This window comes from Janthinobacterium sp. SUN120 (assembly GCF_030397735.1).
GTDB classification, from domain to species: domain Bacteria; phylum Pseudomonadota; class Gammaproteobacteria; order Burkholderiales; family Burkholderiaceae_D; genus Janthinobacterium; species Janthinobacterium kumbetense.
Genome location: NZ_JAPUBW010000002.1, coordinates 1,588,379 through 1,601,655, shown reverse-complemented (window position 1 = coordinate 1,601,655; position 13,277 = coordinate 1,588,379). Strand labels below are relative to the sequence as shown.

The following is a 13,277-nucleotide window of genomic DNA, read 5'->3' as shown; positions in this document are numbered from 1 at the left end:
ATCATGACGCCTATTTTGCAATTGCTGCGCAATCTCGTCACCCTGCGCTGGATAACGGGGAAAAATGCGGGCCGCAACGTCGTCATCGCCGTGCCGTCGCTGTTCCTGGCGGCCGCCTTTCTGGTGCCCTTCCTGATCGTGCTGCGCATCAGCCTGTCCGACATGGACACAGCGGGCAGCCCGTTCGGCGGCTTGCTGTCGTATGTCGACGGCATCGTCGTGCTGAAGGTGAAAATCGCAAATTACCTGTTCATCGCCGCCGATGAACTGTATCTGCTCACCTACCTCAGCTCCATCAAGTACGCGGCCATCACCACCGCCATCTGCCTGTGCATAGGCTACCCGTTCGCCTACTTCATGGCGCGCGCCAAACCGTCGATCCGCCCCGTGCTGATGATGCTGGTGATGTTGCCGTTCTGGACCTCGTTCCTGCTGCGCGTGTATGCGTGGAAGGGCATCCTGGCCAATCACGGCTTGCTCAACGACCTGCTGATCGCGCTGGGTGTGGTGAGCGAACCGCTGCACATGATGAATACCTCGTTTTCCCTGGTGGTCGGCATGGTGTACGCCTATCTGCCCTTCATGATTTTGCCCCTGTACGCCAATCTGGTGAAAATGGACATGCGCTACCTGGAAGCGGCGGCCGACCTGGGCGCCACGCCATTGCAGGCGTTCTGGCGCATCACGGTGCCGCTGTCGAAGTCGGGCATCATCGCCGGCGCCATGCTGGTGTTCATCCCGTCCGTGGGCGAATACGTGATTCCCGAGCTGCTGGGCGGCCCGGAAACCCTGATGATCGGCAGGGTGCTGTGGGATGAATACTTCACCAATAACGACTGGGCCATGGCTTCGTCGGTAACGGTGCTGGTGATCCTGCTGATCCTTGTGCCGATGGCCATTTTTAACAAATACAAGACGGACCAGGACGCGGAGGAGCGCACATGAACGGACGTAATTTCCTGCAGCGCTGGTTCGGGCGCGGCTGGCTCTCGCTGGGCTATCTGTTCCTGTACCTGCCCATCATCGTGCTGATCGTCTTTTCGTTCAACAGCTCGCGCCAGGACATGGTGTGGAGCGGCTTCTCGCTGCGCTGGTATAGCGAGCTGATGAGCGACATGGAAATCATCGCGGGTTTCGGTTTGTCCTTGAAGATCGCCTTCATGTCGGCGACATCTTCCGTCATCCTCGGCACGTTCGCCGCCTTCGCCTTGACCAGCTATCAGCGCTTCCGTGGCCGCACCGTGTTTTCCGCCATGGTCAGCGCGCCGCTGGTGATGCCGGAAGTGATCATTGGCTTATCCCTGCTGCTGATGCTGGTGTCCATGCAAAAGGTCTTCGGTTTCCCCGAGCGGGGCGTGCTGACCATCTGGCTGGGCCACACCCTGCTGGGCATGGCGTATGCTGCCGTGGTGGTGCAGTCGCGCCTGCAGGAAATGAGCAAGTCGCTGGCCGAGGCGGCCATGGACCTGGGCTGCCGCGCGCACCAGGTGTTCTTCCTCGTGACCCTGCCGAACATCACGCAAGCCCTGGCATCGGCCTGGCTGCTGACATTTACCCTGTCGCTCGATGACGTGGTGCTGTCAGCCTTTTTGTCCGGCCCCGGCTCGACGACGATGCCGCTGGTGATCTTCTCGCGCGCGCGTCTGGGGCTCGATCCGCGCGTCAACGCCATCGCCGCGCTGACGATACTCGTCGTGACACTCGCCGTGATCGCGTATGCCGTGATGCTGGCGCGCGCTGACCGGAGACGTCGCAAGCAACTGTCTGCGGCGTATTCGGCGGACTAGGAGTAAGCTGGCGTTTTCATCTTGCAGGAGACGACCATGACGGAAAACACCAGCTGGCACGCACGTGCCGCAGCGCTCGAGATCGATGGACGCGCCTTCATCAATGGCGAGCGGGTCGCGGCCAGGTCCGGCCAGACCTTCGACAATTTGTCGCCCATCGATGGGCGTTTGCTGGGGCAGGTGGCGCGTTGCGATGGCGCGGACGTGGATGCGGCCGTGCAGGCCGCGCGTGCCGCTTTTGACGACCGCCGCTGGGCAGGGAAATCGCCCGCGCAGCGCAAGCGCGTGCTGATCAAGTTCGCCGAGCTGGTGCAGAAATACGGTCCCGAACTGGCCCTGCTCGAAACCCTGGACATGGGTAAGCCGATCAAATACAGCCAGAGCGTGGACGTGGGCGCCACGGCCAACTGCCTGCGCTGGTATGGCGAGGCGATCGACAAGGTCTACGATGAAATCGCCCCCACCCCTGCCGACAGCCTGGCCCTGATCACGCGCGAACCGGTGGGTGTCGTCGCCGCCATCGTGCCGTGGAACTACCCGATGATCATGGCCGCCTGGAAGATCGCGCCCGCCCTCGCCGCCGGCAACAGCGTGATCTTGAAACCGTCCGAAAAATCGCCGCTGACGGCCCTGCGCCTGGCCGACATCGCGCTCGAAGCGGGCGTGCCTGTGGGAGTGTTCAACGTGCTGCCCGGCTACGGCCACGAGGCGGGCGCCGCACTGGCCCTGCACATGGATGTCGATTGCATCGGCTTTACGGGTTCCACGCGCACGGGCAAATTGATCGTGCAGATGGCGGGCCAGTCGAATCTGAAACGGGCGTGGACTGAACTGGGCGGCAAGTCCGCCAACATCGTTTGCGCCGATTGCCCTGACCTGGACAAGGCCGTGGCGGCCGCCGTCGGTTCCATCTTTTTCAACCAGGGCGAAAGCTGCAATGCGCCCTCGCGTTTGTTCGTGGAAGAATCGATCAGGGACGAATTCCTGGCCAAGGCATTGGCCATGCTGCCCCGCTTTCAGCCGGGCGACCCGCTCGACGAAGCCACCGTCATGGGGGCCATCGTCGACGCCACGCAGATGAAGACCGTGATGGACTATATCGCTTCCGGCAAGCAGGAAGGCGCGCAGCTGCTGGGCGGCGGCGAGGCCGTGCTTCTTGATACGGGTGGCTATTACGTGCAACCCACCGTCTTCGGCGTGGACGCCGGCATGACGATCGCGCGCGAAGAGATATTCGGGCCCGTCTTGTCCGTGCTGGGCTTTACGGATATTGCCGAGGCGGTGAAACAGGCCAACGCCACGCCGTACGGCTTGCAGGCGGCCGTGTGGACATCCGACATCACCCAGGCCATCCAGACGGCGCGCGCCCTGCGCGCGGGCACCGTACACGTCAACCAGTACGACGGCGACGATATCACCGTGCCGTTCGGCGGCTACAAGCAGTCGGGCAACGGGCGCGACAAGTCGCTGCACGCGCTGGACAAGTACACGGAGTTGAAGACGACGTGGATACAGGTGGGGTAAAGCGAAGCGCTGTCGGCCTGGCGCGCAGCGCGCAGGCCGACAGGCGGAATGACATCAGAAGCAGTGTTCCAGCGCCGGGAAGCTGCCATTCTTGACGGCTTTGACATAGCCGATGACGGCGTCGTCGATGCTGGCCGCGCCCTCCATGAAGTTGCGCACGAAGCGTGCCTTGCGGCCTGGGAAGACGCCCAGCATGTCGTGCATGACGAGGACCTGGCCCGAGCAATCGGGACCGGCACCGATGCCGATCGTCGGAATCGTCAGCATCTCGGTCACTTCCTTGCCCAGCTGCGACGGCATCGCTTCCATCAGCACGATGGCGGCGCCCGCGTTTTGCAGCGTCAGCGCGTCGTTCTTCAGCTCCGTGGCGCTTTCCGTGCTCTTGCCCTGCACTTTGTAGCCGCCCAGCTGGTGCACGAATTGCGGCGTCAGGCCGATGTGGGCGCAGATGGGGATGCCGCGCTCGGTGAGGAAGCGGACGATCTCGGCCAGCCAGGCGCCGCCTTCGATCTTGATCATGTGCGCGCCAGCCTGCATCAGGATGACGGCGTTGGCATAGGCTGTCTCGGGCGTGCCATAGGCGCCGAACGGCAGGTCGGCGACGATCATGGCGGACTTGCTGCCGCGCGCCACGGATGCCGTGTGGTAGGCCAGTTCGGCCACGGTGACGGGCAGGGTGGAGCTGTGGCCATTGCAGACCATGCCGAGCGAATCGCCGATCAGCAGGATTTCCACGCCGCAGCGGTCCATCAGGGACGCGAAGCTGGCGTCATAGCAGGTCAGCATGGTGATCTTCTCGCCGGCGGCGCGCAGCGTGGCCAGCGTATGGATGGTCACGGCCTTGTTGGCGACAGGCTTGGATGGCGCCGGTGCCGGTGCGGCGGCCTTGTCTTTGGCTGCCAGATCTGTTCCTTGCAAATAAGCGGACATAGGTATTCTCTAGAGTGAAAGGGGGTGATGCGATTGCGACGCCGCTAGTGTAGTACTTTATGCGGCGCGCTGCAGGAGCGGCATTGTAGAGGATGGGAGCGAGATGGGGCAGAGGCGGGGTCAGAGCTGGCTGATGGCCTGGTCGGCCACGCTTGCCAGGTAGTCCTGCGCCGGCCCCAGGCCGGGCACGGCGATGGCGGGCGCCAGGGCCAGCAGCGGCACCAGCACGAAGGCGCGCTCGGTGAGGCGCGGATGCGGCACCGTCAGGGTGGCGCTGGCGATCTGCTCGTCGCCGTACAGCAGCAAGTCCAGGTCCAGCGTGCGCGGGGCGTTGCGGTAGGGCCGTTCGCGCCCGTGCGCCGCTTCGATGGCGTGCAGGGCCAGCAGCAGTTCCTCTGCCGGCACGGTGGTGCTGATGCGCGCCACGGCGTTGATGTAGTCGTCGCCGCTCGAATCGATGGGCGCCGTGCGGTAGCTGGCCGAGGCGTCCAGCAAGCTGGCGCCGGGCAGGCGCGCCAGGCGCGCAAGCGCATCCTGCACGTTGGCGCGCGCGTCGCCCAGGTTCGCCCCGATGCCGATATAAGCGATAACTGCCGTTGCTGTCTGCATGGCTGCGTTTACTCGCCGCTGGTGCTGCCGCTGGTCGAGCCGCCGGTGCCCGTCTTGCTGCGCGTGCTGCGGCGTGGCGGACGCTTCTTCTTGACGGCGCCCGGCGCGGCATTGGCGCTGACGAGCAGCGCTTCGCGCGTTTCCTCGTCGCCTTCGTAGAAGGCCGTCCACCATTCGCCGATGTCCATGTCGATCTCGCCCGAGGCGCAGCGCAGCAGCAGGAAGTCGTAGCCGGCGCGGAAGCGCAGGTGCTCGAGCAGCTTGTACGGCGCCTTGCCGACGCGGCGCTCGAAGCGCGGCTGCATCGACCAGATGTCGCGCATGTCGGAGCCGATCTTGCGCTGCAAGGCCAGTTTTTCCGTTTGCGAATCGAGCACGTCGTCGGCCGCCAGGTGCAGCGCGGGGATGGTCGATTCGCCGGCGGCGCGGTAGGCCGTCCATTTTTCCAGCACCTGGTGCCACAGCAGCGAGGCAAACAGGAAACCCGGCGAGACGGTCTTGCCGGCGGCGATGCGGGCGTCTGTGGCGTCCAGCGCCAGGGTGACGAATTTCGCGCCCAGCGGCTGCTCCAGCACCACGTCGAGCAGCGGCAGCAGGCCGTGGTGCAAGCCTTCCTTGCGCAGCTGCTGCAGGCAGGCCAGCGCGTGGCCGCTCATCAGGAGCTTGAGCATTTCGTCGAACACGCGCGGCGCGGGCACATTGTTGATCAGCGGCGCCATGATGGGAATCGGCGCGGCCGTATGCGGCTCGATGGTGAATTTCAGCTTGGCGGCGAAGCGCACCACGCGCAGCATGCGCACGGGGTCTTCGCGGTAGCGCTCTTCCGGCTTGCCGATCATGCGCAAGGTCTTGGCGCGGATGTCTTCCACGCCGCCGTGGTAGTCCAGCACTTCCTGCGTGGCCGGGTTGTAGTACATGGCGTTGATGGTGAAGTCGCGGCGCAGCGCGTCTTCGTGCTGCAAGCCGAAGGTATTGTCGCGCAGGACGCGGCCGTGTTCATCCTTGGGCGCGGAATCGGCGCCCGCGCCGCGGAAGGTCGTCACTTCCAGCAAATCCTGGCCGAACATCACGTGTACGATCTGGAAGCGCTTGCCGATGATGAAGGCGCGGCGGAACAATCGCTTGACCTGTTCCGGCGTAGCGTTGGTGGCGATGTCGAAGTCTTTCGGTTTGACGCCCAGCAGCAGGTCGCGCACGGCGCCGCCGACGACAAAGGCCTCAAAACCCGCTTCCTGCAGGCTGCTGGTGACGCGGATGGCATTCGACGACACCAGTTTCGGGTCGATTCCGTGTTGCGCAGGACCGAGCACGATGGGTGCCGTGGTGTCGCGCGCTGCCTCTTTTTTAACGCCGAGGATCTTGCGGATGAATTTTTTAATCATTGAATAAGTGGAGTGATGGCCAGCCGTGGAGGGATGCGTGTGCGCTCAAAGCGGTATTGGGATTGGTCGCGACAGGGTGGGTCACGACCGACAGCAAGGGAATGTCGTTGTGCGAATCGCTGTAAAAATAGCTGCGCTCGAACTGCCCCAGTTCCTTGCCCATTTTTTCCAGCCAGGCATGGGTGTGGGTCAGCTTGCCCGCGCCCAGGGTCGGCGTGCCCACCAGCTTGCCCGTGACATTGCCTTTGTCGTCATACTCGGGCATGGCGGCCAGCAGATGTTCGACGCCCAGCGCATCGGCGATGGGTTTGGTGATGAAATGGTTGGTGGCCGTGACGATGGCCAGCAGGTCGCCCGCGTCCTGGTGCTGTTTCAGCAGGGCCACGACTTCGGGGCGGATGGCCGGCATGACCACTTCGGCCATGAATTGCTTGTGCAGCGCTTCCAGGCGTTCGCGCGGAAATTGCGCCAGGGTGCCCAGGGAAAATTCCAGGTATTCCACCGGATCGAGCGTACCGGCCTGGTATTGCGCGAAAAATTCGTCGTTGCGGCGGGTGAATTCGGCGGCGTCCACGGCACCGATGCGTACCAGGAATTCGCCCCACTCGTGATCCGAGTCGATGGGCAGCAGGGTGTGGTCGAGGTCAAACAGGGCCAGATTCATCATTCTTTCGCTTCCGCCTGCAGCAACTCGCGCAACAATGGCAAGGTGATCGGGCGTTGGGTTTCAAGGGAGTAGAGGTCGAGAGAGTCCAGCATCGTCGACAGCGAACGCATGTCGCGCCGGAAATGGGACAGCAGATAGGGTAACACGCCGGGCGACAAGGTCAAGCCGCGGGTGGTGGCCGCCTGGGTCAGGGCGGCGATTTTTTCATCGTCGGTCAAGCCGTGGATTTGATAGATCAGGCCCCAGCCCATGCGTGTGCGCAAGTCTTCGCGCACGGGCAGCACGGCCGGCGGCACGGCGCCGCTGCATACCATGAACGCCTTGTTGGCGCGGATTTCATTGAACAGGGCAAAGGCATCGATCTGCGCCAGCGGCGACAGCTTTTCGCAGTCGTCGAGCAGGTACAGGTCGACGTCGGGCGAATACACGAATTCGGACTCGATCGAGAATGGCGAAATGTAGCGCGCGCGCTCGGTGCTGGCCAGGGCCTTGAGCAGATGGCTCTTGCCGGCGGCCAGTTCGCCCCACAGGTAGGCAAAATGTTCGCGCGAAGTGCGCGCGGCGAACTGGCGCATCAGCTGCGCCACTTCGGCATTCTGTCCCACCTCGAAGGTATCGAGGCTGTGCGCCTGGTCTGTGCCTAAATCGAGCACCAGTTGTTTCATGGCGTACGCCTTGTCCTGTTTTTCATTACTGCTTGTGCATCATTGGTATTGCCAGGTTGATATGATATCCGCTTTTATTATGCATTATAGAAGGTGCTGGACAGGTAGTGGCGTCTTAGATGCTTAAAAGCGACCATCAACACGGCAGAAGCGGGTAAAGCGAGCAGTACGCCGACGAAACCAAACAGTTTCCCGAAAGCCAATAAGGCGAAGATCACGGCCAGCGGGTTCAGGCCGATGCGCTCGCCCACCAGGCGCGGCGTGAGGAAAAAGCCTTCGATGACCTGGCCGCAGCCGTAGATGACGGCCACGGCGATCACGCCGCTCCAGTCGGCGAACTGCAGCAGGGCGGCGATCAGCGCCAGCATCAGGCCCAGGCCGAAGCCCAGGTAGGGGATGAACACCAGCAAGCCCGTGATGATGCCCACAGGCAATGCCACTTCGAAACCGGCGATGGCCAGCGCGGCCGAGTAATACGTGGCCAGCACCAGCATGACGAGCAACTGGCCGCGCAGGTATTGCGCCAGCAGGGTATCGACTTCCTGCGCCATGCCTACCGTGCGGCCGACCCAGCGGCGCGGCACGGCGGCGGCGATGCGCGCCAGCATGGGATGCCAGTCCAGCAACAGATAGAACAGCACGACGGGAATCAGCACCACGGTGGCCAGCCAGCCCAGCACGGCCGTGCCGCCGATACGGGCCGAGGCCAGTACTGTGCTCCAGATTTCATCGCCGCTGGTGGCCATCTGCTGGCTCAGCATGCGCTTGATGCCCGTGCCATCCAGGCGCACGCGGATGCCCAGGTCGCGCAGTTTCGGCGCCAGGAACTCGTTGGCCTTGCTGAGAAATTGGGGAATCTGCGCCTGCAACAAGGGAATTTCCTTCTGCAGCACGGGCACGACGATCAGTACCAGCGCCGTAATGGCGAGGAAAAACAACACTACGACGACCAGCACGGCCAGCGGACGGGGCAGGTAAAAGCGCTTGTAGTGCAGGCGTTGCAATCGGTCCACGCCGGGATTGAGCACGTAGGCGAGGATGGCGGCGGCCAGGAAGGGCGTCAGGATGGGGCCCAGGCTGACGAGCAGCAGCAGGAATGCCAGCCAGACCGCGATCCAAAATGCTGTTTGCTTCTGTTCGGCGGTGATGGCGAATGGCATGGAGTTTGTACTGTTGCGTTAAAAAAAGGCAGTTAATTACGAAATGGCGGGGCAGTTTGATAAAATAGCGACTTGATCGACCGAATTCACCCGCTGGCGCCCTGCCGCACGATGTTGAAAAACATGCTTGCGCGCGCGTGCCGGCGGGTATCCGCCTTCTATTTTACCGCCTCCGCTGCCACCACACCATGAACCAGACTTCTAATGTTTCCCTTTCCTACCGTGACGCTGGCGTCGATATCGACGCAGGCGACGCTTTAGTCGAAGCAATCAAGCCGTTTGCCAAGCGCACCCTGCGCGAAGGCGTGATGGGCGGCCTGGGCGGTTTTGGCGCCATGTTTGAAATCAGCAAGAAGTACAAGGAACCGGTGCTCGTCTCGGGCACCGACGGCGTGGGTACGAAATTGCGCCTGGCATTCGAACTGAACCGCCACGACACGGTCGGCATCGACCTGGTCGCCATGAGCGTCAACGACATCCTGGTGCAAGGCGCCGAACCGCTGTTCTTCCTCGATTACTTCGCTTGCGGCAAGCTGGACGTGGCCATCGCCACCGACGTCATCAAGGGCATCGCCCAGGGTTGCGAACAAGCGGGCTGCGCACTGATCGGCGGCGAAACGGCGGAAATGCCGAGCATGTACCCGGCTGGAGAATACGACCTGGCAGGTTTTGCCGTCGGCGCCGTGGAAAAATCGAAAATCATCGACGGCACCAAGATCGCCCCGGGCGACGTGGTGCTGGGTCTGGCTTCGTCGGGCGTGCACTCGAATGGTTACTCGCTGGTGCGCAAGATTATCGAAGTGGCAAAACCGGACATGGAAGGCGACTTCCATGGCCGCAAGCTGGCCGACGTGCTGATGCAGCCGACGCGCATCTACGTCAAGCCATTGCTGGCGCTGATGGACGCCATGGAAGTCAAGGGCATGGTGCACATCACCGGTGGCGGCCTGGTGGAAAATATCCCGCGCGTGCTGCAGCCTGGCCTGGTGGCCGAGCTGGACTCGAAATCGTGGACCATGCCACCGCTGTTCACGTGGCTGCAACAGCACGGCGGCGTGGCTGACGCCGAAATGCACCGCGTCTTCAACTGCGGCATCGGCATGACCGTGATCGTCTCGCAGGAAAACGCGGACGCCGCCATCGCCCAGCTGCAAGCGGCCGGCGAAACCGTCTCGCGCATCGGCACCATCCGTGCCCGCGTGGGCGACGAGCATCAAACCATCGTTATCTGATCGCACCTGACCAAACCTACTGCGCGCCGCGCTTTGCGGCCTGCGATGCTCACCGTACTAGAGTACGGTTGCGCTTCTTAGCCACAAATCACTGGCGCTCGCTACGGTTTTGTCAGGCGCTGTGGCGTTCGTAAGAAAAAAGCAGGCCTCTTTGAGAGCCTGCTTTTTTTATGCCAGTTGCCAGCTTACCTTGCGTGCGCCGGCTTCATGCGCCCATCCGGCTGCGAGCCGCCCCTGCCGATCATGGCCACGCTGACGGCCGAGACGAGGGACGCGAACAGGATGTAGCCGACGATGTGCCACGGTTCGCCATTGCCCGTCTTCAGCAGGTAGGTGGCGATGATGGGCGTCAGGCCGCTGGCGAAGATGCCGGAGAACTGGTAGACGAAGGAAATGCCCGTGTAGCGTACCTTGGCGTCGAACAGGTCACAGAACAGGGCCGCTTCCGGGCCGTACACGGCCGAATACAGCACGCCCAGCGGGATGATCACGGAACACCACAGCAGCAGCGGATTGTCGGCGTGGTTGAGCATGATCCAGAAGGCGGGGATGGCCGACACGCCCGTGATCAGTGAACCCCAGAAAAACACCTTGGTGCGGCCGATGCGGTCCGACAAGCGGCCGAAGAACGGGATGCAGAAGCACATTACGACGGCGGACGCCATCACGCCCATCAGCGCTTCCGTGCGGGCGATCTTGATGGTATTGGTCAGATAGGTGATGGAAAACACGCCGAAGATATTGAAGAACACGCCATCGATATAGCGCGCGCCCATACCCTTCAAGACATTGCCCGGGTAGCGTTTCAGCAGGTCGAAAAACGGAATCTGCGTCTCCGCGTTCTTTTCCTTGACGGCCTGGAATTCCGGCGTTTCCATCACGTTCAGGCGTATCCACATGCCGATGAAGACGAGGGCGGCCGACAGGATGAAGGCCACGCGCCAGCCCCAGGACAGGAATTGCGCATCCGTCAGGCTGTACGACAGAACCGCCACCACGCCGGAGGCGAGGCACAGGCCGATGGCCAGGCCGATCTGCGGCAGGCTCGCATAGAAGCCGCGCTCCTTCGGCGGCGCATATTCATACGCCATCAGCACGGCGCCGCCCCACTCGCCGCCGAGGCCGATGCCCTGCAGCACGCGCAGGAACAGCAGCAGGCCGGGCGCCCAGTAGCCGATGTGGTCATACGTGGGCAGCACGCCGATCAGGAAGGTGGAGATGCCCATGATCATCAGGGTCATCACCAGCATGCTCTTGCGGCCGATCTTGTCGCCGAAGTGGCCGAAGATCACGCCGCCGATGGGGCGCGACAGAAAGCCCACGGCGAAGGTGCCGTAGGCCAGCATGGTCGAAACGAGCGGATCGCCGCCCGGGAAATACAGCTTGCTGAACACGATGCCGGCGACGACGCCGTATAAGAAAAAGTCATACCACTCGATGGTGGCGCCGATCACGCTGGCCATCACGACTTTCCGTAGCTCTTTGGCCTTTTTCGGATTGTTGGGATTGTTGTCCATATCTAGTCTCCAATCGATATCGATTATGTATTTTTTGATGCTGGGCTGCTTGCCGAGTCATTGGGGGCGGGCCGGTCTGTCCGCCGTTGGCATCCTCCTTGCTGGGAATGGAGCGGGTGGGTCAGGCCGCCTGCGGCAGCCGCACGGCGTCCGCCAGGATCATGTCGGCCGCTTTTTCCGCGATCATGATGGTGGGAGCGTTCGTGTTGCCCGAGACGATTTCCGGCATGATCGACGCATCGACCACGCGCAGGTGCTGCAAGCCGTGTACGCGCAGGCGGTCGTCGACGACGGCCATGGCGTCATGGCCCATCTTGCAGGTGCCGCTGGGGTGGTAGATGGACTGGCTGAAGCGCCGCGCCGCATCCAGCAGTTCTTCATCCGTCTCGAATTGCGGGCCGGGCACGAACTCGGCAATGATGTGCGGCGCCAGCGACGGCGCGGCGGCGATTTTGCGCGCTACGCGCAGGGCGGCGATCGCCGTGCGCTGGTCGCGTGGGTCGGACAGGTAGTTCGGGTAAATGCCCGGATAGGCGAGCGGGTCGGCGGACTTGATCGACACGTGGCCGCGGCTGTGCGGGCGCAGCTGGCACACGGACGAGGTGAAGGCGGAAAACGGATGCGCGCCTTCGCCCGGCTTGTCGGCGCTCAGCGGCTGCATGTGGAACTGGATGTCGGGCCGCTCCACCTCGGGCGAGGATTTGGTAAATACCGTCACCTGGCTGGCCGCCAGGGTCAAAGGACCGGAGCGCGAAAACACATATTGCATGCCCACCCACAGCTTGCCCCACAGGCTGTTGACTTCATCGTTCAGTGTTTTCAAGCGCGTCTTGAAGACGAGGCGGATTTGCAAATGGTCTTGCAGGTTCTGCCCCACGCCGGGCAAGTCGTGCACGAGAGGCACGCCCACGTCAGCCAGCAGGGCGCGCGGACCCACGCCCGAGCATTGCAGGATTTGCGGCGAGCCGATGGCGCCCGCGCATAAAATCACTTCGCCGCCGGCACGCGCCTGGCGCAGCTGGCCATCCTGGCGGAATTCGATGCCGACGGCACGCTTGCCCTCGAACAGCACGCGGGTGATTTGCGCGTGCACTTCCACGCGCAGGTTGGCGCGCTTGCGGGCCGGCCGCAAAAAGGCTTTGGCCGTGCTCCAGCGCAAACCCTTGCTGGCCGTCTGCTGGAAGTAGCCCACGCCTTCCTGCGTGGCGCCGTTGTAATCGGTATTGAAGGGGATGCCGCTTTCCGTGGCGCCCGCAATAAAGTGTTCGGCGATGGGGCGGCGCAGGCGCAAATCCGACACCTTCAATGGACCGCCCACGCCGTGGTAATCGCTGGCGCCCCGCTCCTGGTCTTCCGATTTTTTAAAGTAGGGCAGTACCTCGGCATAGCTCCAGCCAGCGTTGCCCAGTTCGGCCCAGCGGTCGTAATCTTCCTTCTGGCCCCGCACGTACAGCAAGCCGTTGAGTGAGCTGGAACCGCCCAAGACCTTGCCACGCGGCCATTGCAGCTGGCGCCCGGCGATGCCGGCGTCCGCTTCCGTGCGGTAGCACCAGTCCAGATTCGGGTCGTGCATGGTCTTGAAATAGCCGACCGGCACGTGGATCCAGGGATTGTTGTCCTTGCCGCCCGCTTCCAGCAGCAATACCTGGTTGTTGCTGTCGTGCGACAGGCGGTTGGCCAGCACGCAGCCGGCGGAACCGGCGCCGACGACGATGTAATCATAGTGTGTTTGCAACATTGCTCTTGTCTCCTGCGTTGCGGTATCGCGCCGCCTCGGCGGGCGGTTTTTGCGATACACTGGTCT

12 protein-coding genes are annotated in these 13,277 nt (G+C 62.9%); 4 read left to right on the top strand and 8 right to left on the bottom strand.

What is annotated here, in order from left to right:
• Positions 1-3 precede the first annotated feature (3 nt).
• Genes O0879_RS16915 through O0879_RS16905 form a run of 3 tightly spaced genes read left to right on the top strand, consistent with a single transcriptional unit; the run spans position 4 to position 3,311 of the window.
• Positions 4-945: an ABC transporter permease subunit gene (locus O0879_RS16915; RefSeq protein WP_289903298.1), complete on the top strand. Its 942-nt coding sequence runs from the start codon at positions 4-6 to the stop codon at positions 943-945.
• The gene (locus O0879_RS16910) at positions 942-1,787 is read left to right on the top strand and encodes an ABC transporter permease subunit (protein ID WP_289917609.1); all 846 of its coding nucleotides are present in this window, start codon (positions 942-944) and stop codon (positions 1,785-1,787) included. The genes O0879_RS16915 and O0879_RS16910 overlap by 4 nt, the downstream gene beginning before the upstream one ends.
• A 36-nt stretch (positions 1,788-1,823) precedes the next feature.
• Positions 1,824-3,311, top strand: a complete 1,488-nt coding sequence (locus tag O0879_RS16905) for an aldehyde dehydrogenase (protein WP_289917607.1) — start codon at positions 1,824-1,826, stop codon at positions 3,309-3,311.
• Between the two features lie 54 nt (positions 3,312-3,365).
• Here O0879_RS16905 and panB read toward each other — a convergent pair whose 3' ends face one another.
• From panB to O0879_RS16875, 6 genes are all read right to left on the bottom strand, one after another.
• Positions 3,366-4,241, bottom strand: coding sequence for a 3-methyl-2-oxobutanoate hydroxymethyltransferase (panB, locus tag O0879_RS16900; protein ID WP_289917605.1), 876 nt, complete (start codon positions 4,239-4,241; stop codon positions 3,366-3,368).
• 120 nt (positions 4,242-4,361) lie between these two features.
• Positions 4,362-4,850, bottom strand: coding sequence for a 2-amino-4-hydroxy-6-hydroxymethyldihydropteridine diphosphokinase (folK, locus tag O0879_RS16895; RefSeq protein ID WP_099666346.1), 489 nt, complete (start codon positions 4,848-4,850; stop codon positions 4,362-4,364).
• 8 nt (positions 4,851-4,858) lie between these two features.
• Complete coding sequence (gene pcnB / locus O0879_RS16890) at positions 4,859-6,232, bottom strand: polynucleotide adenylyltransferase PcnB (RefSeq protein WP_099666347.1); 1,374 nt, start codon at positions 6,230-6,232, stop codon at positions 4,859-4,861.
• Positions 6,225-6,896 (bottom strand): HAD family hydrolase, encoded by a 672-nt coding sequence (locus O0879_RS16885; RefSeq protein ID WP_099668341.1) that lies wholly within the window; start codon positions 6,894-6,896, stop codon positions 6,225-6,227. Before O0879_RS16885 ends, pcnB begins: the two co-directional genes overlap by 8 nt.
• On the bottom strand, positions 6,896-7,564 hold the full coding sequence (gene hda, locus O0879_RS16880) for a DnaA regulatory inactivator Hda (protein WP_058048421.1): 669 nt from the start codon (positions 7,562-7,564) through the stop codon (positions 6,896-6,898). The genes O0879_RS16885 and hda overlap by 1 nt, the downstream gene beginning before the upstream one ends.
• Before the next feature lie 77 nt (positions 7,565-7,641).
• A complete protein-coding gene (locus O0879_RS16875) occupies positions 7,642-8,724 on the bottom strand; it encodes an AI-2E family transporter (RefSeq protein ID WP_289917603.1) in 1,083 nt (360 codons plus the stop codon).
• Positions 8,725-8,912: 188 nt separating this feature from the next.
• On the opposite strand from O0879_RS16875, the gene purM reads away from it, so the two are divergent.
• A complete protein-coding gene (gene purM / locus O0879_RS16870; RefSeq protein WP_289917601.1) occupies positions 8,913-9,956 on the top strand; it encodes a phosphoribosylformylglycinamidine cyclo-ligase in 1,044 nt (347 codons plus the stop codon).
• 185 nt (positions 9,957-10,141) lie between these two features.
• Here purM and O0879_RS16865 read toward each other — a convergent pair whose 3' ends face one another.
• Both O0879_RS16865 and O0879_RS16860 read right to left on the bottom strand, forming a co-directional pair.
• On the bottom strand, positions 10,142-11,473 hold the full coding sequence (locus O0879_RS16865) for an MFS transporter (protein ID WP_289917599.1): 1,332 nt from the start codon (positions 11,471-11,473) through the stop codon (positions 10,142-10,144).
• Between the two features lie 121 nt (positions 11,474-11,594).
• The gene (locus tag O0879_RS16860; RefSeq protein WP_289917597.1) at positions 11,595-13,211 is read right to left on the bottom strand and encodes a choline dehydrogenase; all 1,617 of its coding nucleotides are present in this window, start codon (positions 13,209-13,211) and stop codon (positions 11,595-11,597) included.
• Between the last annotated feature and the right edge of the window lie 66 nt (positions 13,212-13,277).